We start from the raw sequence: 26,200 nt of genomic DNA on the forward strand, positions 1-26,200 counted from the left end.
TACTCGTCGTTCGCTTCGCTGTCACTGGTCGACCAACCGCACGTCGAAGAGCGTCGTGCTCACGCTCTTCCACGGGGGCGGGCTGCCGGGCGCGATCTCGATGATCTTGCCGTTCCGGCACGTGAAGATGAAGAGGTCCTGGACGCCGTCGCTGTTGAAGTCGATGGCCTTCGGGTTGGGGCAGCGGAACTCGATGAGCGCGGTGGCCTCGGCCTCGGCCTTTTTGTTGTCCGAACCGGGGAGCACCGGCGAGTCCACCGGATCACGGCCCATGACCTCGACCTTGATCGTGTCCCGGAGGTAGCCGTACCTCGGCACGCAGAGGGTCATGTCGGCTTCGTTGGCGTTGGCCAGCCGTTCAGCCTCGTAGCAGGGCGGAACGAAGGGCGCGCCCAGGAAGATGTCCAGGGTGTTGCCGGGGAGCGAGGCGTAGAACCCGGTCCCGAAGTCGTCACGCGCCTGCTGGGCGGCGGCCAGCGCGGCGGCGTCCGCGGCGCCCTGGGAATCATTGCGCAAGGCAGCGGCCTTGCCGACGGCGAAGAAGGCCAACGCAAGGAAGAGCAGGCCCGCCACCATCATGATGTAGATGGGGAAGGCCTGCCCTGCGCTGCCGCGTAGACGCGTACGCATCAGCCAGAGGTGATGGAGGTCACCAGTCCGTCGATGCGGCTGGAGATGTTCCCGCCGATCCCGGACGCCGCGATCGCACCGATGATCGCCACGACCACCAGGATGATGCCCAGGTACTCGAACGCCGTCTGACCCCGGTCCTTCGCCTCGTAGCGCTTCTGGATGCTGCTGACGGCGGTGTTGGCCCAGCCGTTGACGCGGACGGCGGTCTTCAGGGTGATGTTCGACATGGTGTTCCCCTCCGGGTTCGGCCGACCGTTTGCCGGCCGACTCGCACGTTCCTGCGGTGTCGCCCCCGGTACCGGCTTCCTCCCGGCCGGTGCCGTTGGCGACGTGAGAAACATAGGGGGAGACCGCCGCTGCCCCAGAGGGCCCGTGGGCCCATTCCCGGGCCCAAAAGGCTTCCTGGGCCCTCTCGTTGCGCGATCGCTCGGTCATGGCTGCCGTCCGGGGTTCCGGGGCGCGGTGCCGAGCCAGTGGGCGATCGCCTCGCTGCGGGTGGCGCTGTGGAGCTTGGTGAAGATGCGGTTGATGTGGTTCTTGACCGTCTTCTCACTGATGAAGCAGGTGGCGGCGATCTGCTGATTACTCATTCCGGACGCAATCAGGTCCATGACCTCCACCTCCCTCGAACTCAGCTTGTACTGCTGCCTGTTGGGGGTGGGAACCGATCCCCCGGACACAGAAGACTGTCCCACAGAAGGTTGCAGTTGCGAAAGACTTTCCGAAGTTTCGAGGGGGCGTGGCGCCGGGTGCACGGGTACGGGCGCTGTCGTGAGGGCCGATCCGAGCCCCTCGGGGAGGGGGCCCCGGGGCGGCGCCGACCCCAGGCGCATGTGGGCCAGCAGGGCGTCGGCCGCCGTGGCGGTGAAGTTCGCGCGGCCGTCCTTCGTGTCGCGCACCGCCCGGACCAGTTGGTCCGCCGTGAACTCGCCGTGCACCAGGTAGCCGCCCGCGCCCAGGCGCAGCGCCTCGTGGACGATCTCGCTCTCGCGGCTGTACGTCAGCATGAGCACGGGTGCGATGCCGACCAGGTGCGGCAGGGCCGAGATGCCGTCCACGCCGGGCATCCGGACGTCGAGCAGGACCACGTCGGGGCGGTGTTCGAGGGTCTTCTCGTAGGCCTCGCGGCCGTCCGCCGCCTCTGCCACGACCTGGATGTCGGCGCGGCCCGAGAGCAGGACGCCCAGGCCCGCCCGGACCACCGGGTTGTCGTCCGCGACGACCACCCGGAGCCGGGCCGGTCCGGGAACCGGGGGAGCCGGTGGGAAGGGGGACGCGGTGGGCCCTCCGAACGCGGGGTACGGCGTCGGCGCGGCCGGGGGCTGGATCGCAGAGTGCTGGTGTCCGGGGTGTCCGGCGGGGCCGGGGGCCTGGGCGAGCGGGATGTGCGACGACGGGTACGGGGGGGCGTGGTGGTGAGCCGCCGCCCCGTTGCGGTTCGGCGCGGGGAAGACATCGTCCGGCATGCTGCGACCTCCTCTCAGGGTCGGGGTCATGGGTGGGTGGTCGTGACGTTCTCGGGTGCGAGCGACGACGGGGACGGCGGCGCGGGCGACGGCGCGAACGACCGCGCGGGGGCGGGCGGGGAGGCCGACGGGGTGTTCTCCCCGGCGGCCGGGCTCGTCAGCGCCGCCAGGGGGAGCTCCACCCGCACCTCGGTGCCCTTCTCAGCGCTCCCCCGGCCGATCCGGATGCGGGCCCCGATGGAGGCCGCGCGCTCGACCATGCCGACGAGGCCGAAGTGGCCGGCCCGGCGGAGGGTGTCGAGCGTCGTTCCGGCGGGCAGGCCGCGCCCGTCGTCGTACACGCTGATGCGGAGCATGTCGCCCTGCACGCCCGCGAGGACGATCAGGTACGAGGGACCGGCGTGGCGGTGGGCGTTCTCCAGCGCCTCGGAGGCGACGGTGAGGAGTTGCCGGGCGACCGCCTGCGGTACGGGCGGGACCGGGGTCTCCTCGGCGAGGCGGCGGAAGGTGGCCGTGACCGGGTGGCGGCGGGTGAAGTCCTCGGCGTGGGCCGCCAGTTCCGCGAGCAGGTCGACGCCGCCGTCCAGGCCCTGTTCCCGGCGCAGGTCGGTGAGCAGTTCCCGGGATTCGGCGGCGGCCCGGCGGGCGGCGCGGGCGACCAGTTCCGCCTGGAGCTTCACGGTGGGCGGGTCCATGCGGTCGGCCGAGCCCGCCAGTCCGTCGGCGGCCAGCGCCAGGCCGTGCAGGGTCTTGGCGACCGAGTCGTGCATCTCCCGGGCCAGCCGGGTGCGCTCCCCCTCCACCGCCTCGTTCACCGCGAGCCGCGCCCGGGTCTCGGTGAGCGCCTGGGTGGCCGTCCCGAAGCGCAGGAGGAGATTGCGCAGGGTGACCCCGACCGCCCCGGCGATCACGCAGAAGCCGGGCAGCAGCAGGGCCGGCGCACCGCCCGGCTCCAGCTTCGGGACGCTCGCGTACACGCCGAAGACGATGACCACCTGGAGTGCGGCGAAGATCGCCGCCCCGCGCCAGCCCTGGATCAGGCCCGCCAGCATCGGGGTGCAGACGGTGACGTACGCGAGGGTCGACTCGGGGGTCGCCGTGATCAGCAGCAGCGCGCCGAAGAACACGTCGACGGCCAGGAGCCAGGGGTGGCGCAGGAGCACCGGGCCGAACCGCTCCCAGTCCCGGAACAGCAGGTACGAGCCCATGAAGGTGACCAGGATCGCCGAGCCGATGAACCAGGTGGGCAGGCCGGGGGCGGTGTGGCTGATGGCGTACGGGGTCGCTATCGCGATCATCGCCAGGCGGAAGCCGAAGACCTGGCGGCACATCGCCTGGAGGGCGTTGACCTGGATGGCGAAGGCCGGGCGGGCCGGGGTGCCGGTGTGGGCGCGGGTCAGTTCCGCGGTCAGTCCGGGCTGGGCGCCACTGAGCTGGAATGCCATGAGCCTGTCACCTCCGTCTCCTTCCCCGTAACGCTCGTGTTCCCTACGGCTGGTGCTCCGTACGGCTGGTGCTCCGTCCGCCCGCCTCTTCGGGCAACCGCTTCAGCGGCTGTTCCGGAACGTAGGAGTTCCGTCCCCATCCGGCCCGTCGTTCATGTCGTCCCGCCCGCGTTCATGTCATCCGCCCGTGATGGACGAGAGGTCGACGTCGGCTCCGTACACGAAACCGACGGTGAGGAGGACGAGCGTGCCCGGGAGGAGGAACGTGGTCACCGCGAAGGTGGCCTTCGGGACCGCCCTGGCCGCCTTGCGGCGGGCGTTCTGGGCGTCGGTGCGGCGCATGTCGTTGGCGATCTGGATGAGCGTCTCGACGATCGGCGCACCCAGCTCCTCGCCCTGCTGGAGCGTGGTGACGAACATGGCGACCTGTTCGGAGTCGTTGCGTCTGCGCAGTTCCTCGAAGGCCTGGCGGCGGCTGACGCCCATGTCCATCTGCCGCAGGGTGATGCGGAGTTCGTCGGACCAGGGGCCCTCGTACTTCTCCGCCACCCGGTCCAGCGCCTGCCGGAAGCCGAGTCCGGCCGAGACGACGACGGCCAGGACGTCGAGGAAGTCCGGCAGGGTCCGCTCGATGTGCTCGCGGCGCACCCGGATCGCCGACCAGATCCCGGCCTCCACCCAGAACAGGCCGAAGGCGACCATCACCAGGGCCAGGAACAGCTGGCCGCGCAGGAGCATCGAGAACGCGCCGAGGACGCCCAGCGCCCCGTAGACCGCACGGCGGGCCGCGTAACGGTCGAGGGTGAGGCCGCCGGGGTTGCCCGCCAGGTCGATCTGGCGGCGCTTCTTGTTGACGGCCTTGGGGCCCATCATCCGCAGCACCGCGGGTGCCCAGCGGATGCCGAGGCGGTCGATGCCGGAGCCGACCGCGCTGGTGCGGGAGGCCCCGGACTCCAGGGCCACGGCCAGGTCACCGGGGAGTTTCGCGTCGGCCCGGTACATCCGGATGCCGTGGATGGCCCCGTAGACGGCGAGGCCGACGACCAGGGCTAGCAGCAGGTCCATATCCGTACCGTTCCTTCCTGGTTCCTGGTCTCAGACGTCGATACGGGAGAAGCGGCGGATGACGACGAAGCCGATGGCGTAGAGGACGATGGAGACGACCACCGCCACCTGGCCGGGGAACGCCCCTGTCATCCGGTCCAGCGCGCCGGGCATGACCGCGTTCATCAGCAGCATCGCGCCGATGCCGAAGAGGGGTACCGCGTAGGCGGTCACGGTGACCTGGGAGAGCTGGGTCTTGACCTCGCGGCGGGTCTCCTTGCGCTCCTCCAGGGTCTCGGTGAGGTTGCGCAGCGAGCTGACGACCGTACCGCCGGCCCGGTTGGAGAGGACCAGCGTGGTGACGAGGACGACGAGTTCGCGGGAGGGCAGCCGGTCGGTCAGCTCGCTGAGCGCGTCCTCCAGGGGCTCGCCGACGGCCAGCCGCCTGGCGACCCGGGCCAGCTCCTCGCCGGCCGGGTCCTCCAGTTCCTCGGCGGCCATCGACAGCGAGGTGCGCAGGGCCAGGCCCGCCTGGGTGGCGTTGGCGAGGATCCGGGAGAGCTCGGGGAGCTGGTTGATGAAGCGCTCGGTGCGCTTGACCCGCTGCCAGTTGAGGAACGCGTTGGTGCCCCAGAGGCCGATCAGGGCGGCGACCGGGCCGAAGAAGGCGGCGAGCAGGGAGGAGGCGATCATCCAGAGCCCCGCCATCGCGACGAGCGCGTAGACGAGGAACTCGCCGGGCGTGAGGTCCATGCCGGTCGCCGCGAGCTTCAGTTCCAGCTTCCGCCCGAGCGCGGTGGCGCGCAGCCTGCGGTCGAGGACCTTGAAGCGGCGGCGGCGGCCCGTCTCGGGGATCTGCCCGACGTGGGAGAGCCGGTCGACCAGGGCGTCGCGGTCGGCCTTGCCGCCGGAGTAGGCGTACAGGCCCATCACGCCGAGCACGCAGCACAGCAGCGTGACGCCGACGGTGACCAGGGGGAGGTTGACGTTGTCCATGGCTCGGTACCTAGTTGGCCTCTCGGGTGGCGAGCTGTTCGGCGGACTGGGCGACGCCGAACGCCTGCGGGATGGGCTGACTGGCCAGGTAGAGGCGCTCGGCGAGCTTCCGGGGCAGCGGGAGGTACTGGAAGTCGCCGTAGATGCGGCCGTCGGGGGCCATCGGCTGTGCGTTGAACCGCGCGACCGTGACGATGCGGTACGGGTCGCGGCCGTGCGAGTCCAGGACGGCGATCTCGGTGATCTTTCTGGTGCCGTCGGCGTGCCGGGTGAGCTGGACGATCACGTCGACGGCGCTGTTGATCTGGTCGTGCAGCGCCTCGAAGGGGATCTCGACCTCCGACATCGAGGCGAGGGTCTGCAGACGCATCAGCGCGTCCTCGGCGCTGTTGGCGTGGACGGTGGCGAGCGAACCGTCGTGACCGGTGGACATCGCCTGGAGCATGTCGAGGGACTCGCCGCCTCGGAGTTGCGGACCAGGTCGCGGATGGTGATCTGGCCCTTGCCCTCGACGTTCGCCGGGCGGGTCTCCAGCCGGATGACGTGGCTCTGCTGGAGCTGGAGTTCGGCGGAGTCCTCGATGGTGACGATGCGCTCGGTGTTCGGGATCAGCCCGGACAGCGCGTTGAGGAGGGTCGTCTTGCCGGTGCCCGTGGCCCCCGAGACGATGATGTTGAGCTTGGCCTGCACCAGTCCGGCGAGCAGGACCAGCATCTGTTCGTCCAGCGAACCGAAGCCGATCATCTCCTGGAGCGTGAAGGAGCGCGGGAACCGCCGGATGGTGAGCGTCGCGCCGGTCAGCGAGAGCGGCGGGATGATCACGTTGACACGTTCACCGCTGGGCAGGCGGGCGTCGACCATCGGGTTGGACTCGTCGACACGGCGGTTGACGGTCGACACGATCCGCTCGATGGTCTGCATCAGCTGTTCGTGGGAGCCGAAGCGCATCGGGAGCTGTTCGACCCTGCCGTTGCGCTCGACGAAGATCTGGTCGGGGCCGTTGACCATGATCTCGGTGATGGAGGCGTCCTCCAGGAGCGGTTCCAGGATGCCGAGTCCGAGCGCCTCGTCGACGACGCGGCGGATCAGCTGCGAGCGCTCCACGGTGGAGAGGACCGGGCCCTCGCGGCTGATGATGTGCCCGAGGACGCGCTCCAGCCGGGCCCGCCGGTCGGCGGCGGCCAGCGAGGACATCTCCGCGAGGTCGATCTCCTCCAGCAGCTTGGCCCGGTAGGTGGCCACCATGTGGCCGTCCTCCCGTGCCCCGCCCTGCTCCTCAGGAGCGGTCATGCGTGCCCGCAGGCTCATCGGCGTAGCTCTCCTCGGTGTTCGCGGACGGTGCTGGTCCGGCAGGTCCGGTCCGGCCCGGGTCAGGGCCGGGGGTGGGGGTGGGGGGTCAGAAACCGATCCGGGACTTCTCGTTGGGCATGGTCGTGCTCCGCTCGGCCCACCAGTCGTCCAGTCCCGGCACGACGGAGGGCACCTTGACCCGGACCGTGACCGTGATGTCCTGCCCGCCGCGCTGGCGGTAGCGGAACCCGCCCTCCTCCACCCAGTCGCTCACGGCGTCCCGGGCGTTGGTCTGACCGCTGCCCCGGGCGTCCACGCTGGCTGCCGTACGGGCTCCGGCGCGGGACGCGGTGCCCGCCTGGCTGGCGGCGTACGCGGCCAGTCCGAGCTGGATGGCCGCCATCGCTACGAGGAGCAGCAGGGGGAGGAAGCCGAGGTACTCCATGGCGACCTGGCCCCGGTCGCCCTTCGCGCGTGCGGGACGGGTGCGCTCGCCGTGCGGACGCGTCGTCGTCATCACTGGTTCTCCCTCGGCGATCCGGCCGTGCCCTTGATCTTGGTGTCGAGGTCGAACAGTCCCGGCACCAGCACCGGGACCTTCAGCTCCACCGTGGCCTCGTACAGGCGGCTGCCCCCGCTGCAGCGGATCCGGGCCCCGTCCTTCCACGCGCCGGGGAGGTCCTTCATCGCGCCCGCCCGGCAGGCCGCGCCCGCCCCGTACTCCGCACCGCTGCCCTTGCGCGCGCCCACGTCGGCCGCGTTGCCCGCGAGGCTGAAGGTGTAGCCGATCAGGGCGCACTCCCAGAGCACGAGCATGATCAGGATGATGAAGGGGGTCATGCCCAGGAACTCGACCGCGGTCTGTCCGCGGTCCCGGTCCCGGCGGTCACGTAGGGCGGTGATCCGCCCCCGTATGCCGCTTCGTGCCGTCCTTGTGGTGGTCATCGCTCAACGTGTCCCCTCGGAGTCTCCGGGCCCGCGGCCGGAGCCGTCGCGCCGGCGGCGCGGGCGTCCGATCGAGCCCCGGTCGTTCTTGAAGGCGCCGCTGTTCTTCTTGACCAGGGCGCTGCCGCTCTTCTTCGCCGTCGCGCTCTCCTTGACGATGCCCAGCTCTCCGGCCAGGCCCCAGAGCGCCTGCTTGACCGTGCTCTTGGCGTCGAGCTCGTGCAGGCGTCCGGAGTCGATGGACGCCTGGAGCTCCTTGAAGTTCGCGGGGATCGCCGCCGAGGCGACCCGGGTGCCGGTGATCTTCTGGATCAGCGGCGGCTGGATCTCGGTGTTGCGGGTGAAGCGGTTGACGAGGGTGACCGTCTCCTCGGCCTTGCGGATCTGGAGCCGTTCCCACATCCGTACGATGCGTTTCGCGCCGCGCACCGCGACCACGTCCGGGGTCGTGACCAGCAGGGCCACGTCCGCCATCTCGATGGCCGCCGCGTTGGCCCCGTTCATCTGGCCGCCGCAGTCGATGACGACGATCTCGTAGCGGGTGCGCAGCGCGCTGACGATCTGGCGGGCCGAGCGGTCGCTGACCTCCTCGCCGCGTTCGCCCTCACCGGGGGCGAGGAGCAGGGCGAGGCCGGTGGAGTGGGAGAACACCGCGTCCGACAGCACCCGGGGCGAGATGTCGGTGATCAGGGCGAGGTCGACCAGGGAGCGGCGGAACTGGACGTCGAGGAACGAGGCGATGTCCCCGGTCTGGAGATCCATGTCCACCAGCGCCACCGTGTTGCCGGACGCCTGCGCGGCCAGGGCGAGCTGGATGGCGGTGACGGTCGCGCCGACGCCGCCCTTGGCGCCGGTGACCGTGACCACCGTGCCGCCGGGGCCGGTGAAGACCTCGTTCCCGGAGGTGAGGTGGCGGCGTACGCCGGCGGACCACTGGGCGGCCGCCTGCACGCGGTTGGCGAGTTCCTCGTAGCTCAGCGGCAGGGTGACCAGGCCGCGCGCCCCGGAGTCCATCGCGTCGGCGAAGAGGCTCGGGCTGGCGTCCGCGGTGATCATGACGACACCGACGGACGGGAACCTCATCGACACCTCCCGGATCAGCTCCAGGGCCGGCACCGGGCCGATCCGCTCGTGGACCAGCACCACCTCGGGCAGCTCGTCGAGCGCCTCGCCCGCGAGGCGGGCCAGGGTGTCGATGAGCTGGGTGGAGTCGCCGACCGGGGTGGCGGGTTCGGCGTCGGGCAGCTGGCTGAGCAGGGTGGTGACGGAGCGGGCCGCGTCGAGGTCACCGACGGCGGGGAGGATTCTGGTGGTCATCCCATCCTCACTTGTCCTTGTCGAGCGTGTAGGTGCGGTCCCCCGGGCGGATGGTGCCGTCGCTGCCCGGGGCGACGAGCGCGAGACGCACGTGCTCCGCGAAGGACTCGGCATAGGCGACACGCTGCGTGTCCAGCGTGTTCAGGGCGAAGGTGATCGGCACGGCCTCGGTCGCCCGGGTGCCCCGGTCGTCCGCGCTGGGGTCCAGAGCGGTCAGCTCGCCGACGTCCAGCACCTTGGCATTGGAGACGATGACCTTGGACTGGGCCGCGGCGCCCTGCTGCTCACCGGCGAACGTGGCGTAGATGTTGACCGTCGCGCCCGGTGTGATCTTGCCGGCGACACCGGTGGAGGCGTCGATCATGATGGCGATCTCCTGCTCACCGGCTCGGAGTTCGGGCTTGCGGACCATCATGTCCGACTGGAGCAGCGAGCCTTCGCGGAGCTCGGTGACCGCGATCTTCGACTCGACCTCCTGCAGGTCGGTCACGGCGTTCTCCGAGAGCCAGCGTTTGGGCATCTTGATCTTCTCGAACTGGCCGCTGTTCAGTGCTGTGTACGGAGCCACGTTGGTCTTCAGCTGGTACGCCGTCACCTCGGGTCCGACCTTCGAGTTGACGTCGCTGATCACCGAGAGCACGCCGGCGAAGGCCGCGAAGGCACACAGGACCGACAGGAGCAGGAGTATCACGCCGCGGCGCTGGCGGGAGTTCATGGTCCGGACAACCTCGTTCGAATCGGATGTGTGGGACGGACTGCGGACAGAGAGAGCGGTGCGGTGGTGCGGTTACGCGCTTACATCTGTGTGGTGCGGTTACGCGCTTACATCTGCGGCGGCGCGCTGCTGCGGGGCCGACCGGAGCGGTGAAGGTCTCGTACGGGCGTACGGGAGTACGGGGGACACGCAGGGACCGGGAGGAGCGGCCCTGCGGGGAGGAGCGGTCTCGCTACGGGCCCGGCGATTCGCCGGCCCCGTGATGGAGGACACCGGTGGGGAGCATGCGGTTCTCCGAAGCCGCGAGAGGAGCGGAACAGAATGCGCAGCGGTCACCGATGAGTTCCATGGAGCACCAGTGGCACTTCTCCCGGCGTACGGAGGAGACCAGCTGGTAGAGCACGGAGAGGTCCGGAAGATGGGCGGCGAACTCCACCAGCTTTCCCGTCCCCCACCAGCGCGGTGAGTCGGACGGGACCGTGGCGTCGTGAATGGCCTGGACCTTCCAGGCGGGCGCGAGGGTCTCCTGTACCCAGTCCGACTGCAGATTCCCTTTCGCGACCAGAAGATGCGTACCGAAATCCGGTCCCGTCGGCGGTTCGACGGTCGGGCCCACCTTCATCAGCTGCGCCTCGGGCCCGGCGAGCACGGCGAACTGGGATCCGGGGACCCAGGACGTGGCGTGGCTCTTGAGGCTGACCGGGACCCGGTCGAGGCGGGCGACGGAGTTGAGGAGGGCACCCGCGTAGATGTAGTGCGAGAGCAGCCGGGCGGCGGAGGCGACCACCCCGGGACTGAAGTCGCAGACGGACAACTGCCGGAGCTGACGTACCAGTACGGCGAGGCCGAGGGGAGGGAGGTCCACCTTGACCAGGGCGATCCGGTCGCTCTCCAGCACCGAGCGGATGGAGTGGAGGCGCCGCTCGTGCTCGGGCCGGATGCCCGAGGGATAGAGGGCGATCACATACCCGTGCTGTTCCAGCAGCAGGTGCATGTCACCGATCGCCAGCTCCAGCACCTGGGCCTCGGGGGCCTGGAGCAGAGCGGCGGTCGGTGTCTGCTGGTCGGTGGGCGGCAGCACCAGGTCTGCGCTCGTCACTGCTATTGCGGTCGGCACGCTCTTCCCCGTTTCGGCTCCGGTCGACGTGGGGACGTCGGCCGCAAACGCTCCTGCTCCGTGCTCCTGACCCAGCACTTTAGCCACGTCTCACCAGGCAGAGAACAGTTATCGGAGACCAGTACGGCATCATGCGAACACCGTTCCTACGGGGCCCGGGTGCTAAACGGGACGAAATCGATTCCGCCCAACTCGGCTATCACTGCGGAGCGTTACCGAAGCCTGCGTCCGGCTTTCGATCACGTATCCATTCGCGCACGTCAGACTGGATTCCGGGGCGTCACCCTCCTTTTCGTAAGGGCGTTTCCGTGACCGTCCGAAGATCTCCCACAAGATCACCCGTGCGGGGTGCGATGTACGGTCCCGGAGGCGTTCCCGGCGGAAAAAACCCCGGTCCGGCACCCTCCACGGACCCTCGGACGCCCCGTCGCCGACCCCTCGGCACAACCTCGCGCCCACCCTCGCGGAAGGCTTTTCACCGCCAGAGGTCTTGACAACTTGATTGGTCTGGACCAGTTTTATGCGCCAAGCGGTGGCCACCGCTCCCGGCAGGACACCTCGTGTTCCATGTCCCCGGTTCAGCACCCCCTGCACGACCGCCGTACGACACCCCCCGATCAACCCCGGTCAACTCCGATTCACCGCGCTTCATCGTGCTTCATCGTGTTTCACCGTGATGCGTCGTCACGGATCCCCGCTTCTCCCGGCCCACCCGTGCAGCCCCGGCCCGTCGTCCGTCCGGCCCTCCTGCACGACCCCCGCCAGGACCACCAACTCCCCACGGAGGAACCAGTGGAACGCTCCGCAGGCAGCAGTCGCCGAAGGCGTCGCTCCCGTCCCGTGCTCGGCGGCACCATGGCCGTCGTCGCGGCCGCGGCCCTGACCGTCACCGGGCTCGTCAGCACCGCCCAGGCCGCCGACGTCAACAACGCCAGGAACGCGGGCTTCGAGTCGGGCCTCGCCAACTGGACCTGCGCCGGGAACAGCGGCGCCATCGTCTCCTCCCCCGTGCACGGCGGTACGTCCGCGCTGAAGGCCACCCCGGCCGGCCAGGACAACGCCAAGTGTTCGCAGGCCGTCAAGGTGAAGCCCAACTCGACGTACACGCTCAGCTCCTGGGTGCAGGGCGGTTACGCCTACCTCGGCGTGAGCGGCACCGGAACCACCGACGTGTCCACCTGGTCGCCGGGCTCCGCCACCTGGACCAAGCTGTCCACCAGCTTCAAGACCGGCGCGAACACCACCTCGGTGACCGTCTACACCCACGGCTGGTACGGGCAGGCCGCCTACCTCGCCGACGACTTCGAGGTGACCGGCCCCGACGGCGGCGGCGGCGAGGAGCCCGGCCCCGTCGTCCCGGCGACTCCCGGGGGCCTCGCGGCGGGCGCCACCACCACGTCCTCCGTCTCCCTCTCCTGGAACGCGGTCTCCGGCGCCACCGGATACACCGTGTACCGGGACGGCACGAAGGCCACCACCTCCACCGGAACCTCGGCGACCGTCTCGGGCCTCACCGCGGACACCGCCTACCAGTTCTCGGTGAGCGCCACCAACGCGGCCGGTGAGTCGGTCAAGTCGGCCGCCGTCAGCGCCCGTACGGCCAAGAACGGCACCGGCCCGGTGACCACCGTGCCCAAGCACGCGGTGACCGGCTACTGGCAGAACTTCAACAACGGCGCGGCCGTCCAGAAGCTCAGCGACGTCCCGGCCGACTACGACATCATCGCGGTCTCCTTCGCGGACGCCACGGCGACCCAGGGCGCGGTCACCTTCAACCTGGACACCGCCGGGCTGAACGGCTACACCGACGCCCAGTTCCGCTCGGACATCAAGGCCAAGCAGGCGGCCGGCAAGAACGTCATCATCTCGATCGGCGGCGAGCTGGGCACGGTCCGCGTCGACAGCGACGCCTCCGCCACCGCGTTCTCCAACTCGGTGTACGCGCTGATGCAGGACTACGGCTTCAACGGGGTCGACATCGACCTGGAGAACGGCCTCAACGCCACCTACATGACGAAGGCACTGCGCCAGCTGTCGGCGAAGGCGGGCAGCGGGCTGGTCATCACGATGGCCCCGCAGACCATCGACATGCAGTCGACGTCGGGCGAGTACTTCAAGACGGCGCTCAACGTCAAGGACATCCTGACCGTCGTCAACATGCAGTACTACAACAGCGGTTCGATGCTCGGCTGCGACGGCAAGGTCTACTCGCAGGGCTCGGTGGACTTCCTCACCGCGCTCGCCTGCATCCAGCTGGAGGGCGGCCTCGACCCGTCCCAGGTCGGCATCGGCGTCCCCGCCTCCACCCGCGGCGCGGGCAGCGGCTACGTCTCCCCGTCCATCGTGAACGCGGCGCTGGACTGCCTCGCCAAGGGCACCAACTGCGGCTCGTTCAAGCCGTCCAAGACCTACCCGTCGCTGCGCGGCGCGATGACCTGGTCGACGAACTGGGACGCGACGGCCGGGTTCGCCTGGTCGAAGGCGGTCGGCCCGCACGTCCGCAGCCTCCCGTAACGACACCGCACCACACCGCACCACCCCGGAACCTGCAGCGCCGCCGCTCCCCCGGCGGCGCTGCGGCGTTACGCCGACGGCGGCCGGGTCACCAGGGCAGTTCGCGCACCTGCTGGACGCACAGCACGATGAACAGCAGCCCGGACAGGGCGAGCATCCCGTTGCTGACCCATCCGTTGCGCCATTCCCCCGGCGTACGGGAGGAGTTGAGCAGCCACAGCAGGGTCAGGGCGAGGAACGGCATGAAGAACGCGCCGAGCACCCCGTAGGCGATGACCAGGCCGAAGGGCTCGTCCAGCCAGAGCAGGGTCATCGGCGGGAAGGTCAGCCACAGGAGGTACGCGCGGAACGGCAACGACCGCTGCCGGCGCTCGGCGACGTCCGCCCCCTCGTGCGCCTCGGTCTTCGCCCCTTCGGCCGCCGGAGCCCGGAACCGCTCCACGAAGTCGGCGAACATCAGGCTGACCCCGTGCCAGACGCCGATCAGCGACGAGAACGACGTGGCGAAGAAGCCCACCAGGAAGAGCTTGGCGGTGCCCGCGCCGAAGCGGTCCTCCAGCACCTTGCCCAGGTCGATCAGGCCCCGGTCGCCGGAGGTGAGGGCGACCTGGGAGGCGTGCAGCAGCTCGGCGCCGACGATGAGCATCGCCACGACGAAGACCCCGGTGGTGATGTAGGCGACCCGGTTGTCGAGCCGCATCACCTTCATCCAGGAGGAGTTGCTCCAGCCCTTGGCGTTGACCCAGTACCCGTACGCGGCCATCGTGATCGTGCCGCCGACGCCGCCGATCAGCCCGAGGGTGTAGAGGAGCGAGCCGTCCGGGAGCACGGGCAGCAGCCCGGCGAACGAGGCCCCGACGTCCGGCACGACGCGGGCGGCCACGTACACGACCACCACGAACATGATGCCGATCAGGACCGTCATGACCTTCTCGAAGACGGCGTACCGGTTGAACCAGACGAAGGCCAGCCCGATCAGTCCGGTGACGATCGCCCAGAACTTCAGCCCGGGACCGTCGGGGAACAGCGCCACGATGGGCAGGGCGCTGGAGGACATGGCCGTCGCCCCGTAGATGAAGCCCCAGAGCACGACGTAGACCGCGAAGTACACCGTGGTCCAGGGGCCCAGGCTGCGCCAGCCGTCGAAGAGCGTGCGGCCGGTCGCCAGATGCCAGCGGCCGGCCGCCTCGGCGAGCGAGATCTTGACGACGCAGCCGATCACCGCCGCCCACATCAGGGTGTATCCGAACTTGCTTCCCGCGATGAGCGTCGCGACCAGGTCGCCCGCCCCGACCCCGGTCGCCGCGACGACGATGCCGGGGCCGATGTATTTCCAGCTGGACTTACGTGGTCGGGAGGCCGGCTCCCCTGTCCCTGTGGTTGCTCTTGTCTCCGCCATGCCGATCAAGGAAGCGTAATCGGCGGGCCGGCACAAGGGGTGCGCACGGAACCGGCACACATGGGGACGGGGAACGTCCCCGTGTGTGCCGGTTCGCTAGATGACCAGGCTGAGCAGCGCCGCGACGACGAAGCCCGCGACCGAGAGCACCGTCTCCAGGACGGTCCAGGACTTCAGGGTGTCGCGCTCGCTGATGCCGAAGTACTTCGACACCATCCAGAAGCCGCCGTCGTTCACGTGCGAGGCGAAGATCGAGCCCGCCGAGATCGCCATGATGATCAGCGCGAGGTGGGCCTGGGACAGGTCCTGGCCCTCGACCAGCGGGACCACGATCCCGGCCGTCGTGACGATCGCGACGGTGGCCGAGCCCTGGGCGACGCGCAGGACGACCGAGATCAGCCAGGCGAGCAGGATGACCGGCAGGCCGACGTCGTTGAAGGTGTCGGCCAGCGCGTCCGCGATGCCGCTGCCCTTGAGGACGGCGCCGAAGATGCCGCCCGCGCCGACCACCAGCAGGATGTTGCCGACGGGCTTGAGCGAGGACGTGGAGACCGATTCCAGGGACTTGCGGGACCAGCCGCGCCGGATGCCCAGCAGGTAGTACGCGAGGAACAGGGCGATCGTCAGGGCGACGAACGGGTTGCCGAAGAACTCGATCACCGAGCGGAGCGTGGAGGGGTCCAGGGCGATGGAGGAGAACGTCGCGGCGAGGATCAGGATCAGCGGGGTGCCGATGATCGCGAGGACCGTGGCGAGCGGAACCGGCTTCTCGTGCGGGGTGACCCCGGCGGCGCGCTGTTCGGCGGCGACGGCGGCCTTGGCCTCCTCGGCGGCCTCCACCATGTCCTGCGGGACGTCGACGAAGATCCGCTTGCCGATCCAGGCCGCGTACGCCCAGGCGGCGATGACCGACGGGACGCCGACGACGACGCCCATCAGGATGACCCAGCCGAGCGAGACGTTGAAGAGTCCGGCGGCGGCCACCGGTCCCGGGTGCGGCGGCAGGAACGCATGGGTCATCGACAGGCCCGCCAGCAACGGCATCGCGTAGAGCAGGATCGATTTTCCGGAGCGCTTGGCGGCGGCGTACACGATCGGCGCGAGGACGAAGATGCCGACGTCGAAGAAGACCGGGATACCGAAGACGAGGCCCGTCATGCCCATCGCGAGCGGGGCGCGCTTCTCACCGAAGGCGTTCAGCAGGCGGGCGCTCAACACCTCGGCCCCGCCGGACACTTCGAGGATCGCGCCGAGCATGGTGCCGAGCCCGATGATGATCGCGACATGGCCGAGGATGCCGCCCATGCCGGACTCGATGACCGAGACGGCGGCGGACTTCTGCACGGTGCCGAAGAGTTCGGTGACCGAGAGCCCGGCGCCGAGGCCGACGGCTATGGAGACCGCGAGCAGGGCGACGAACGGCTGGAGCCTGACCTTGATGATCAGGAAGAGCAGGAGGGCGATGCCGAGGGCGGCGACGGTCAGCAGACCGGCGGTGCCGTCGATCAGGAGGAGCAGGCCACCGGTGTGCGGTGGCGCCTCGACCGGCGGTGGGGTGGCGGCGAGCAGCATGGGGACTCCGGTGGTGCTGGAGGGCAGGGGGGAGCGCGGCACGGCGCCCCCGGGGGGCGGGGCGCCGTGCCGTACGGCGTGCTGGAGCGGTCCTGCGGATGGGGTGAAGCGATCAGCGGGGGCCTGCGATCGGGGGACGGGGGTCGGCGGGCCGAGGCGGCGGCGTGGCCGGGGTGGTCAACTGACCACGGTGGTCGGCCGACCGGGGTGGTCGGCGGGCCGGGGTGGTCGGCGGGCCGGGGTGGTCGGCGGGCCGGGGTGGTCGGCGGGCCGGGGTGGTCGGCGGGCCGGGGTGGTCAGCCGAGCACCGCGAGGGCGTCGATCTCGATGAGCAGGCCCTTGGGCAGGCCGACGTAGACCGTCGTCCGGGCCGAGGGGGCCTCCTTGAGGTTCTGCTCGGCGAAGTACGTGTTGTAGATCTCGTTCATCTCCGCGAAGTGGTCCACGTCCGTGAGGTAGACGCGCATCATCATCACGTCGTCCCAGCTCGCGCCGCCCTCCTCCAGGATCGCCTTGACGTTGGCGAAGGTCTGGAGGGTCTGCTCGCGGAGCGTGGGACCGGCGGGCGTCGGGGCCTGGCCCTCCACGGCGGGGAGGAAGCCGACCTGGCCGGCGACCTGGAGGATGTTCCCCTTCTTCACGCCGTGCGAGAACTTCGCGGGCGGCGTGGTGTGGGTGGAGGGGGTGAGGGCGGTCTTCTCGGTCATGGCTGATCAGGCTTTCTTGGGTCGGGTGGTGCCGGAGTACTCCCGGCTGATGGTCTCGGCGGTGCGCCGGACCAGCGGGAGCAGGGTGAGGAGTTCCTCGGCCGTGACGACCACATTGGGTGCGGACACCGACATGGCCGCGACGACCCGTCCGTCCGCGCCGCGAATGGGGGCGCCGATGCAGTTGATGGACTCCTCGTGGCCACCGAGGTCGGTGGCCCATCCCTGTTCGCGGACGACGGCGAGCTCCTTGAGGAACGCGGCGGCGTTGGGCGTCGAACGGGACGTGTACATGGGGTAGTCGAGCTTCTCGGCGATGACGCGCCGCTCGGGCTCGGTGAGGTCGGCCAGCAGCAGCTTGGCCACGGCGGCGACGGTGATCGCCACGGGCTTGCCGATCCGTGAGTACATCCGGACCGGGTAGCGGCTCTCGACCTTGTCGATGTAGAGGACTTCCTGCTCCTCGTACACGGCGAGGTGGACGGTGTGCCCGCACCGGTCGTTCAGCGCGACCAGGTGGGAGTGGGCGATCTCGCGTACGTCGAGGTTCTCGACGGCCTCCTGCGCGAGCGCGAAGAGCCGGGCGCCGAGGCGGTAGCGCTGGTCCTCCTGGCGGTAGACGAGGCCGTGCTCGTGGAGCGTACGCAGCAGCCGCAGCGCCGTGGACTTGTGGACGCCGAGCCGCTCGGCGACCTGGCCGAGGTCGGCGGGTCCCTGGGCGAGCAGCGGCAGGATGCTCAGTGCCCGGTCGACGGTCTGGCTCATGGTGTGCGTACCTCCTCGGGGGCCCGGTCGGCTGCGGTCCAGCCGGGGCCGAGACGAAGTCTCCCCCAGGCGTCGTCGTCGAGGGCCGCGAGGCGGTCGGCGTGGTCGCGGGCGGGCGGGTCGGTGAGGTCGCCGGGGACGGTGAGGACGGCGGCGGCCATGAGGTGCCCGTGCCGGACCCGCTCCCGCACGGGCAGCCCGCGCAGAGTGGCGGAGAGGAACCCGGCGGCGAACGCGTCCCCCGCTCCGACGGCGGCCACGACGTCGACGCGGAGGGCGGGGACGAGCGTGACGGTGTCGGCACCTTCAGCCCCTCCGGCACCCGAGGACCCGGCTCCGGCGGCATTTCCAGCCCCTCCGGCGTTTGAGGAGCGGGGTCCGGGGCGGAGCCCCGAGAACACCGTCGCGCCCGCGCTCCCCCGCTTCACGACCACCACGGCCGGCTCCGGAAGCGCCGCCCGGATCGCCTCCGCGCCGACGATCCCCCACGCCTCCTCCGCCTCGTCCTCGCCCACGAACACCAGATCGGCCCGCCGGGCCAGCTCCAGCAGCACGGAGGCGTCGGCGCCCCCGCCCCGCCACAGGTGCGGCCGGTGGTTGACGTCGAAGGAGACGAGCGGACGGCCGGGCCGCGGAGCCGTCAGGTCCCGCAGCAACGCCAGGCAGTCGGCGGACAGCGCGGCCGTGATCCCGGACAGGTGCAGGATGCGGCCGGCGAGGAGGTCCTCGTACGGAACGTTGTCCGGGGACATCGCGGAAGCCGCCGACCCCGCCCGGTAGTAGGCGACCTCGTGCGTGTCGGTCCCCCGGTCCGTGGCCGTACGGAAGTAGATGCCGGTCGGGCGCACCGGATCGCGGCGGACGGCCGAGGTGTCGACCCCGTACGACGCGATCGTCTCGACGAGGTGGTCGCCGAAGCCGTCCGCGCCGACCCGGCCGACCCAGGCCGCCCGGTGCCCGGCGGCGGCGAGCGCGCAGGCCACGTTGGACTCGGCGCCGCCGATCCCGCGCCCGAACGAGGGCACGTCGGCGAGGCGGCCGGGCTGCGAGGGCAGGAACGTCACCATGGACTCACCGAGACAGACGACATCGGTGGTCGTGGCGGCGTCGGCCGTCCCTGCTGCGGGTCCGGACACTGAGGGCTCCTCGCTGATCGGCGTGCGGGCCGGTGGTCACCATTGACCGGGCATCGGCTCGGATGTTAGACAGCGTTGAGCGATATACGCAATGGGTGTTGCATATGTTGCAACGAACTTCGAGGAGCTCCCCTTGGCAGCCGAACGCCCCACCGGCCACACCGCCGCCCCCGCGCCTTCCGCCCCCGGCGCCTCCCCCGCGTCCCTGGCGTCCGGCCTCGCCGACGAACGCGTCGACCACCGCTTCAAGGCCCTGCCGCCGGACGCGGAGGGCCTGACCGTCGGGGCCCTGGCCGCCGAGCGGCGCAACCTCTTCACCGGCGGGTTCACCACCCCCGTCCTCGCCCTCTCCGCCGAGTCGGTCGCGCACAACCTCGACCTCCTGGAGACGTACGCCGAGCGCCACGGCCTCGCGTTCGCCCCGCACGGCAAGACGTCCATGTCCCCGCAGCTCTTCGTCGACCAGCTGAAGCGCGGCGCGTGGGGCATCACGGCCGCCGTGCCGCACCAGGCGCGGGTCTACCGGGCGTACGGGATCGGGCGGATCTTCCTCGCCAACGAGCTGGTCGACGCCGTCGCCCTGCGCTGGCTGGCCGGCGAGATGACGGCCGACCCGGAGTTCCGCTTCGTCTGTTACGTCGACTCCGTGCGCGGCGTCGAGCTGATGGAGGCGGCCCTGGGCGCGGCGGGCGCCACCCGCCCGGTCGACGTGGTCGTGGAGCTGGGCGCGGGCGAGGGCGCGCGCACCGGGGCCCGTACGGAGGCCGACTGCGCGGCGGTGGCCGACGCGGTGGCGGCGGCCGGCTCGCTGCGGCTGGTGGGTGTGGCCGGGTACGAGGGCGAGGTGCCGGACGCCGATCCCGAGCGGGTACGGGAGTGGCTGCGGCGGCTCGTCGCGCTCGCGGCCTCCTTCGACGCGGCCGGCCGGTTCTCCGGTGCCGAGGAGATCGTCGTCAGCGCGGGCGGCAGCGCCTGGTTCGACGCGGTCGCGGACGTCTTCGCCGAGATCCCCGGACTCAGTCTGCCGGTGCTGAAGTTGCTGCGCTCGGGTGCGTACGTCTCGCACGACGACGGGCACTACAAGCACCTCACCCCGTTCAACCGCGTCCCCGCGGAAGGCGCGCTGGAGCCCGCCTTCCGCCTCTGGGCGCAGGTCGTCTCCCGCCCCTCCGGCGAGCAGGCGTTCCTGAACGCGGGCAAGCGGGACGCGGCCTACGACCTCGATCTGCCCGAGGCGCAGGTGGTCCGCTCCGGCCGGGACGGCTCGGTCCGGCCCGCCACCGGGGTCACGGTCACCGGCCTCTCCGACCAGCACACCTGGGTACGCACGGAGGCGGGCACGGAGCTGGAGGTGGGCGACTGGGTCGGCATGGGCCTCTCGCACCCCTGCACCAGCTTCGACAAGTGGCAGCTGATCCCACTGGTCACGGCGGACGGCACGGTCACCGACTACATCCGCACGTTCTTCTAGAGCCGCGGCCCCGCCCCCCGATCGGAAAGGTGACCCATGGACCTGGTCCTGCGTGACGCGCTCGTCGTCGACGGCACCGGCGCGCCCTCCTACCGCGCCGATGTGGCCCTCGACGGCGGCCGCATAGCCGAGATCCACCCCGAGGGCTCCGCCGGCCCCCGCCCCACCGCCGCGCGGACCGTGGACGCGGACGGTCTCGCACTCGCCCCCGGCTTCATCGACATGCACGCCCACAGCGACCTGGCGCTGCTGCGCGACCCCGACCACAGCGCGAAGGCCGCGCAGGGCGTCACACTCGAAGTACTGGGCCAGGACGGGCTGTCGTACGCCCCGGCCGACGACCGCACACTCGCCGAGGTCCGGCGCTCCATCACCGGCTGGAACGGCGACGGGAGCGACATCGACTTCGACTGGCGCACCGTGGGCGGTTATCTGGACCGTCTCGACCGGAACTTCGGCGGCCAGGGCATCGCGGTGAACGCCGCCTACCTCATCCCGCAGGGCACGGTCCGGATGTACGCGGTGGGCTGGGACGACCGGCCCGCCACCACCGCCGAGCTGGCCCGGATGAAGGAGCTGGTGGACCAGGGGATGCGGGAGGGCGCGGTCGGCATGTCCTCGGGCCTCACCTACACGCCCGGGATGTACGCGGACGACGCCGAACTCACCGAGCTGTGCCGGGTGGTGGCCCGCCACGGCGGCTACTACTGCCCGCACCACCGCAGTTACGGGGCCGGGGCGCTCGAAGCGTACGAGGAGATGGTGCAGCTCACCCGGAACGCCGGCTGCGCCCTGCATCTCGCCCACGCCACGATGAACTTCGGCGTGAACAAGGGCAGGGCGCCGGATCTCCTCGCCCTGCTCGACGGGGCGCTGGCCGCCGGGGCCGACATCTCGCTCGACACCTACCCGTACACCCCGGGCTGCACCACGCTGGTGGCCATGCTGCCGAGCTGGGTGAGCGAGGGCGGCCCGGACGCGATCCTCGCCCGGCTCGCGGACGCGGAGAGCGCGGAGAGGATCCGGCACCACCTGGAGGTGCTGGGCTCGGACGGCTGCCACGGGGTGCCGATCGAGTGGGACACGATCGAGATCTCCGGCGTCGGCACTTCACGGCTGGCCGGGTACGTGGGCCGTACGGTGGCGGAGTCGGCGGCGCTGCGGGGCGAGGAGCCCTGGGTGACCGCCCGGCGGCTGCTCACCGAGGACCGGCTCGGGACGACGATCCTCCAGCACGTGGGCCACGAGGAGAACGTCCAGCAGATCATGCGGCACCCGGTGCACACCGGAGGCAGCGACGGCATCCTCCAGGGCGACAAGCCGCACCCCCGGGCGTACGGCACGTTCCCGCAGTATCTCGGCCGGTACGTCCGGGAGTTGGGCATCCTCTCGCTGGAGGAGTGCGTCGCCCATCTGACCTCGCGCCCGGCCGCCCGGCTGCGGCTCGCGGACCGGGGCCTGGTGCGCGAGGGGTACCGCGCGGACCTGGTGCTGTTCGACCCGGACACGGTGGCGGCGGGCTCCACGTTCGAGGAGCCGCGCGCGCTCCCGGTCGGCATCCCGCATGTGCTGATCGACGGCCGGTTCGTCATCGAGGACGGCCGACGGACCTCGGCGCTCGCCGGCCGGGCGGTCCGGGGAGCGGGCGCAGGGACCCCCTGAGGGCTCCCGCGGAATCGGGACGGCGCGCGCCCGGCGGCCCTGAGGATGTCAGGACCGCCCGGCGCGCGCCGGGATCACCTGCGGCTACGGCTTGGGCAGCGCGCAGCCCTCACGGGTGAGGTCGATCGTGCTGCCGGCCCCGATGCACGGGACCATGTTGTACGTCTGCTGGGCGTAGTTGATGCCCTCGCGGACGGTCACCTCGCCGTTCTCGTCGACCTCGCACGGGTTGTTGTCCGTGCACTCCTGGCCGCTCTCGTTACCGGTGTTGTTGACGGCGACCACCTTGCCGGTGGCGTCGTCGATCACCGGCGAGCCGGACGTACCGCCGATGGTCTGGCACTCCGGGGTGTAGCGGACCGAGTCCTTCCAGGTCCACCGGCCCTCCTTGAGCTGGTGGACGAAGCCGTCGATGTCGCAGCTGTAGGTGCGCTTCCAGTAGCCGGAGGCGACCGTGATGGCGGTGCCCGCCGTCGGGTGGGCGGTCTCCAGCTCCAGCGCCTGGATGCCGTAGCTGTCCTCTATCTGCTGGTAGGTGCTGGTGAGTTCGTAGAGCGAGAGATCGGTGTCGGTCATGGTGCCGTACGCGATCTTGCTCGCCTTCAGCGTGCCGACACCGCTGCCCGAGGCGTTGAGCAGGGTGAACGTCCGGGAGGACGGCTGGTCGACGACGACCTCGCCGGGGCCCGGGAAGCCGGACTCCATGCAGTGCCCGTTGGAGAGCACGAGGGCGGGGTCGGTGGGGGCGGCGTCGGGCGAACGGACCACGGAGCCCGAACAGTTGCTGAGGGCGACGGTCCCGGCGAAGGTCACGGCCTTCGCGGCGGGCACGGTGTCCGGTGCGGTGTACTTCGTCTGCGGTGCGGCTTCGGCCGAAACCTCGCTCGTGCTTCCGGCGGGCTCGGCCGCCACGGCGGGCGCGACACCCGCTCCCAGGAGCAGAGCAGCAAGAAACGCACCGACGAGAGGCTTGTTCATGTGGGGGGTCCCCTCCAGTGATGCCAAGGACCGGAGATCTTCCGGCGTTTGACATGCGCATGTTGGCGCAGATGTCAGGCCATCACAAGGGGTCAGTTCCGGCCGGGGCTGCCGCTACCCGTGCCCCAGCCCCGCCACGACCTGCGGCTCGGCCCCGCAATCGGCCCCGGCGCCGACTCCGACGCCGACGCCGACTCCGGCATCGACACCGACACCGACACCGACTCCGACTCCGGTATCGACACCGACTCCGGCATCGACACCGCCTCCGGCCTCCTCCGCACCGCGATAGATGTGTTCGCGCCCCCACAGCCCCAGCGGTTCCAGCGCGGCGTTCAGCGAGAGGCCCAGCGGGGTGAGCGAATACTCCACGCGCGGCGGCACTTCCGCATAGACCTCGCGGTGCACGATGCCGTCGTCCTCCAGCTCCTTGAGATGGGAGCTGAGCACCTTCTCGGTCACCCCGGTCACGGCGCGGCGCAGCTCACCGAAGCGGCAGGTCCGCTCGTTCAGCGCCCACAGGATGAGCACCTTCCACTTGCCGCCGATCACGTCCATCGCCGCGTCGATCCCGCAGACGAAAGCCCCTGGCCTCCGTACGATCCGCATCGTCCGCCCTCCCCCACCTGGTCGCTAACCGCGAGGTAACCACCCACTCCGTAGTGCGTACTTGTTGCCCCCGGCGCCTTCGACCAGCCTAATCGGCATGTCCGACAACACCTCTGCTACCACCCGGCCCGCCCCTCTCACCCTGCTCGGCCTCGGCGCGATGGGCGTCGCGCTCGCCCGTACCTGGCTCGCCGCCGGCCACCCCCTGACCGTCTGGAACCGCAGCCCCGGCCGGAGCGCCGAACTCGCCGCCGCCGGCGCGCGGGTGGCCGCGACGGCGGCGGAGGCGGTGGCCGCGAGCCCGCTCGTCGTCACCTGCCTCCTGGACGACGCCTCGGTGCGCGAGGCGCTGGCGGAGGCCGACCTCACGGGCAAGGACCTGGTCGACCTCACCACCTCCACCCCCGCCGAGTCGCGCACCCGGGCGGCCTGGGCGAACGAGCGCGGCGCCCACTTCCTGGACGGCGGGATCATGGCCGTACCGCCGATGATCGGCGTCCCGGAGGCCGGCGGCTATGTCTTCTACAGCGGTTCCCGCGAGGTCTTCGACGCCCACCGCGAGGTGCTGGCCGTGCCCGCCGCCACCCGGTACGTCGGCGCCGACCCCGGCTTCGCCGCACTCCACGACGTGGCGCTGCTCAGCGCGATGACCGCCATGTTCGCCGGAGCCCGGCACGCGGCCGCGCTGGTGGAGAACGCGGGCATCGACCGGAAGGAGTTCGGCGCGCTGCTGGCCGGCTGGCTCACCGCGATGGCCCCGGCGACGGCGGCCTACGCGGGCGGACCCGTGGCCGAGGACCCCACGAGCCCGGCCGTGGCGGCGGCGGGGGACGCGGCGCTGCTCCGCACGGCACAGGAGCAGGGCGTCGACACGGCCCTGCTGGTCGCGTCGGCGGGGTCGGTGAGCGGCATGTGACAGCGCGCCCCCGGCCCGGCCCGGCCCGACCCCGCGCACCGGCCCCCGTCCGCCTCGGGCTTTCCGGAACCGCCCGCCCCGGCGTTCCGGACCCGTCCGCGTCAGGCTTCCGCCGCCTCGGCCTCCTTCGCGTACGTCACGGCCTGGAGCAGCGTCAGGCCCGGTTCGGCCCGGCGCAGGATCTTGATGGCCTCCACGGAGTCCGCCGGCCCCTCGTGTCCTGCGGCGGCGAGCCGCTGTCGCACCCACCGGCCGCGCAGCTCCGCGTCCGGGCGGGCGGCGGAGTCCTCGGCCAGGGCGAGGGCACGCTCCAGACCGGGGCGCTCGGCGTCCGTGGCGCTCTCCAGCGCATGCCGGAGCCCGGCGACGACATCGGGGGCGTCGCGGAGGACGAGTACGGCGAGGGGCTGGGGCTTCCGGAACATGCTCATGGGTCCACCGCTACCCGGCCCGGCCCGGCTCTCACCCGAGTTGAGCAAGATCTGAGCCGCCGCACCCGCCCGGAGCGCGGACCCGGCGCCCCGGTCCGGGCCTCCCGGGTGTCGGTCCGGAGACCGAGGCCGTCCGGTCGCGCACTTCGGTCCGCAGCCGGAGGCGCGCCCGCGCCCCGGCTGCGTACGGTCGGCGTATGACTCTCGACCTCGACGCGTACTTCGCCCGCATCGGCTGGACCGGAAAGCCCCGACCCACGCTGGAGGTGCTGCGGTCCCTGCACCGCGCCCACCTGATCGGCATCCCGTTCGAGAACCTGGAAGCCGTCCTCGGCTCCGCCCCGTCGCTGGCACTCGACGACCTGGAGGCGAAGCTCGTGCGCGGCGGGCGCGGCGGGTACTGCTACGAGCACAACACCCTCTTCTCGACCGCGCTGAGGCAGATCGGCTTCTCCGTGACTCCGCTGACCGCCCGGGTGGTGCTGGGCGCCGCGCCGGGCGACATCCGGCCCCGTACGCACATGCTGATGCGGGTGGACGTGGCGGGCGAGCCGCACCCGTATCTGGCGGACGTCGGATTCGGGACGGTCGGAGCCCTGCTGGAGCCGATCGAGCTGGTGGAGGGCGCCGAACTGTTCGACGCGCCGCGCCACCACCGCCTGGTCCACGCACCGCACCACGGTCCGCTGCCCCTGTGGGAGCTCCAGGCCGAGAAGGGCGGGTCGTGGGAGCCGCAGTACGGGTTCACCCTGGACCCGTACGAGAAGCCGGACTACGAAGTGATCAACTGGTTCATCGCGACGCACCCGCGCTCACCGTTCCGGCAGGCGGTGTACGCGCAGCGCACCCGGATCGGATCCCACCTCGCGCTGTCCGGGCTCGACCTGGTGGAGACGGCCGACGACGGCACGATCCGGGAGCGGCGGCTCGAGGACGGCGACGAGGCGCTGCGGGTCCTGGCGGACGACTTCGGCATCCGGCTCCCGGAGGGGGCCCGGCTGCCGGAGTGACGGCACCGGGCGGGCGCCCGGGGACCCCGCGTGGCGCATCTCACCCGTTCCGGCCGCCCACG

At 71.1% G+C, this 26,200-nt stretch carries 24 protein-coding genes and 1 pseudogene; 5 read left to right on the forward strand and 20 right to left on the reverse strand.

The window, feature by feature from the left end; genetic code table 11:
- Positions 1 to 21: 21 nt before the first annotated feature.
- From IE272_RS07880 to IE272_RS07935, 12 genes and pseudogenes are all read right to left on the reverse strand, one after another.
- Positions 22 to 630 (reverse strand): pilus assembly protein TadG-related protein, encoded by a 609-nt coding sequence (locus IE272_RS07880; RefSeq protein WP_050360142.1) that lies wholly within the window; start codon positions 628 to 630, stop codon positions 22 to 24.
- Positions 630 to 860, reverse strand: coding sequence for a hypothetical protein (locus IE272_RS07885; protein WP_047178515.1), 231 nt, complete (start codon positions 858 to 860; stop codon positions 630 to 632). Before IE272_RS07885 ends, IE272_RS07880 begins: the two co-directional genes overlap by 1 nt.
- Before the next feature lie 204 nt (positions 861 to 1,064).
- Positions 1,065 to 2,099: a response regulator transcription factor gene (locus IE272_RS07890; protein ID WP_056700913.1), complete on the reverse strand. Its 1,035-nt coding sequence runs from the start codon at positions 2,097 to 2,099 to the stop codon at positions 1,065 to 1,067.
- A 26-nt stretch (positions 2,100 to 2,125) separates the two neighbouring features.
- Positions 2,126 to 3,544 carry a DUF8745 domain-containing protein gene (locus IE272_RS07895; protein ID WP_190006519.1) on the reverse strand — a complete coding sequence of 473 codons (1,419 nt, stop codon included), beginning with the start codon at positions 3,542 to 3,544 and terminating at the stop codon, positions 2,126 to 2,128.
- A gap of 177 nt (positions 3,545 to 3,721) precedes the next feature.
- The gene (locus IE272_RS07900) at positions 3,722 to 4,609 is read right to left on the reverse strand and encodes a DUF5936 domain-containing protein (RefSeq protein WP_050360145.1); all 888 of its coding nucleotides are present in this window, start codon (positions 4,607 to 4,609) and stop codon (positions 3,722 to 3,724) included.
- A gap of 30 nt (positions 4,610 to 4,639) precedes the next feature.
- Positions 4,640 to 5,584: a type II secretion system F family protein gene (locus IE272_RS07905; protein WP_050360146.1), complete on the reverse strand. Its 945-nt coding sequence runs from the start codon at positions 5,582 to 5,584 to the stop codon at positions 4,640 to 4,642.
- A gap of 10 nt (positions 5,585 to 5,594) precedes the next feature.
- A pseudogene (locus IE272_RS07910) lies at positions 5,595 to 6,892 on the reverse strand (TadA family conjugal transfer-associated ATPase).
- An 88-nt stretch (positions 6,893 to 6,980) separates the two neighbouring features.
- Complete coding sequence (locus IE272_RS07915; RefSeq protein WP_050360148.1) at positions 6,981 to 7,391, reverse strand: TadE/TadG family type IV pilus assembly protein; 411 nt, start codon at positions 7,389 to 7,391, stop codon at positions 6,981 to 6,983.
- Positions 7,391 to 7,819, reverse strand: a complete 429-nt coding sequence (locus IE272_RS07920) for a TadE family protein (RefSeq protein ID WP_056700917.1) — start codon at positions 7,817 to 7,819, stop codon at positions 7,391 to 7,393. The genes IE272_RS07915 and IE272_RS07920 overlap by 1 nt, the downstream gene beginning before the upstream one ends.
- A 3-nt stretch (positions 7,820 to 7,822) precedes the next feature.
- On the reverse strand, positions 7,823 to 9,136 hold the full coding sequence (locus IE272_RS07925; protein ID WP_073740214.1) for a CpaE/TadZ family protein: 1,314 nt from the start codon (positions 9,134 to 9,136) through the stop codon (positions 7,823 to 7,825).
- Positions 9,137 to 9,143: 7 nt separating this feature from the next.
- On the reverse strand, positions 9,144 to 9,851 hold the full coding sequence (gene cpaB / locus IE272_RS07930; RefSeq protein WP_047178506.1) for a Flp pilus assembly protein CpaB: 708 nt from the start codon (positions 9,849 to 9,851) through the stop codon (positions 9,144 to 9,146).
- Positions 9,852 to 10,083: 232 nt separating this feature from the next.
- The gene (locus IE272_RS07935; RefSeq protein WP_078961327.1) at positions 10,084 to 10,950 is read right to left on the reverse strand and encodes a hypothetical protein; all 867 of its coding nucleotides are present in this window, start codon (positions 10,948 to 10,950) and stop codon (positions 10,084 to 10,086) included.
- An 810-nt stretch (positions 10,951 to 11,760) separates the two neighbouring features.
- Between IE272_RS07935 and IE272_RS07940 the strand changes: the two genes are divergently transcribed.
- Positions 11,761 to 13,482 (forward strand): chitinase, encoded by a 1,722-nt coding sequence (locus IE272_RS07940; protein ID WP_050360152.1) that lies wholly within the window; start codon positions 11,761 to 11,763, stop codon positions 13,480 to 13,482.
- A gap of 88 nt (positions 13,483 to 13,570) precedes the next feature.
- Here IE272_RS07940 and IE272_RS07945 read toward each other — a convergent pair whose 3' ends face one another.
- From IE272_RS07945 to IE272_RS07965, 5 genes are all read right to left on the reverse strand, one after another.
- Entirely contained in the window at positions 13,571 to 14,881 is a 1,311-nt protein-coding gene (locus IE272_RS07945; protein ID WP_098892510.1) for an Nramp family divalent metal transporter, read from the reverse strand.
- Positions 14,882 to 14,977: 96 nt separating this feature from the next.
- A complete protein-coding gene (locus IE272_RS07950) occupies positions 14,978 to 16,453 on the reverse strand; it encodes a GntP family permease (RefSeq protein WP_069753717.1) in 1,476 nt (491 codons plus the stop codon).
- 296 nt (positions 16,454 to 16,749) lie between these two features.
- The gene (locus IE272_RS07955) at positions 16,750 to 17,160 is read right to left on the reverse strand and encodes a RidA family protein (RefSeq protein WP_007460291.1); all 411 of its coding nucleotides are present in this window, start codon (positions 17,158 to 17,160) and stop codon (positions 16,750 to 16,752) included.
- 6 nt (positions 17,161 to 17,166) lie between these two features.
- Positions 17,167 to 17,925: an IclR family transcriptional regulator gene (locus IE272_RS07960; RefSeq protein ID WP_007460289.1), complete on the reverse strand. Its 759-nt coding sequence runs from the start codon at positions 17,923 to 17,925 to the stop codon at positions 17,167 to 17,169.
- A complete protein-coding gene (locus IE272_RS07965) occupies positions 17,922 to 19,061 on the reverse strand; it encodes a sugar kinase (RefSeq protein WP_190006520.1) in 1,140 nt (379 codons plus the stop codon). The genes IE272_RS07960 and IE272_RS07965 overlap by 4 nt, the downstream gene beginning before the upstream one ends.
- Positions 19,062 to 19,194: 133 nt before the next feature.
- Between IE272_RS07965 and IE272_RS07970 the strand changes: the two genes are divergently transcribed.
- A complete protein-coding gene (locus IE272_RS07970; protein ID WP_056700923.1) occupies positions 19,195 to 20,532 on the forward strand; it encodes an alanine racemase in 1,338 nt (445 codons plus the stop codon).
- Between the two features lie 36 nt (positions 20,533 to 20,568).
- Positions 20,569 to 22,194: an N-acyl-D-amino-acid deacylase family protein gene (locus IE272_RS07975; RefSeq protein WP_190006521.1), complete on the forward strand. Its 1,626-nt coding sequence runs from the start codon at positions 20,569 to 20,571 to the stop codon at positions 22,192 to 22,194.
- Between the two features lie 84 nt (positions 22,195 to 22,278).
- On the opposite strand, the gene IE272_RS07980 is transcribed toward IE272_RS07975, so the two are convergent.
- Both IE272_RS07980 and IE272_RS07985 read right to left on the reverse strand, forming a co-directional pair.
- Entirely contained in the window at positions 22,279 to 23,172 is an 894-nt protein-coding gene (locus tag IE272_RS07980; protein ID WP_050360158.1) for a S1 family peptidase, read from the reverse strand.
- A 114-nt stretch (positions 23,173 to 23,286) separates the two neighbouring features.
- Positions 23,287 to 23,781, reverse strand: a complete 495-nt coding sequence (locus IE272_RS07985) for a winged helix-turn-helix transcriptional regulator (protein ID WP_190006522.1) — start codon at positions 23,779 to 23,781, stop codon at positions 23,287 to 23,289.
- Positions 23,782 to 23,878: 97 nt separating this feature from the next.
- On the opposite strand from IE272_RS07985, the gene IE272_RS07990 reads away from it, so the two are divergent.
- Positions 23,879 to 24,697 (forward strand): NAD(P)-dependent oxidoreductase, encoded by an 819-nt coding sequence (locus tag IE272_RS07990; protein ID WP_190006523.1) that lies wholly within the window; start codon positions 23,879 to 23,881, stop codon positions 24,695 to 24,697.
- 101 nt (positions 24,698 to 24,798) lie between these two features.
- Here IE272_RS07990 and IE272_RS07995 read toward each other — a convergent pair whose 3' ends face one another.
- Complete coding sequence (locus IE272_RS07995) at positions 24,799 to 25,128, reverse strand: hypothetical protein (protein ID WP_050360161.1); 330 nt, start codon at positions 25,126 to 25,128, stop codon at positions 24,799 to 24,801.
- A 197-nt stretch (positions 25,129 to 25,325) separates the two neighbouring features.
- On the opposite strand from IE272_RS07995, the gene IE272_RS08000 reads away from it, so the two are divergent.
- On the forward strand, positions 25,326 to 26,138 hold the full coding sequence (locus tag IE272_RS08000; protein ID WP_050360162.1) for an arylamine N-acetyltransferase family protein: 813 nt from the start codon (positions 25,326 to 25,328) through the stop codon (positions 26,136 to 26,138).
- The last annotated feature ends 62 nt before the right edge of the window (positions 26,139 to 26,200 follow it).

The sequence above is a fragment of the Streptomyces anulatus genome, from assembly GCF_014650675.1.
Lineage (GTDB): Bacteria > Actinomycetota > Actinomycetes > Streptomycetales > Streptomycetaceae > Streptomyces > Streptomyces anulatus.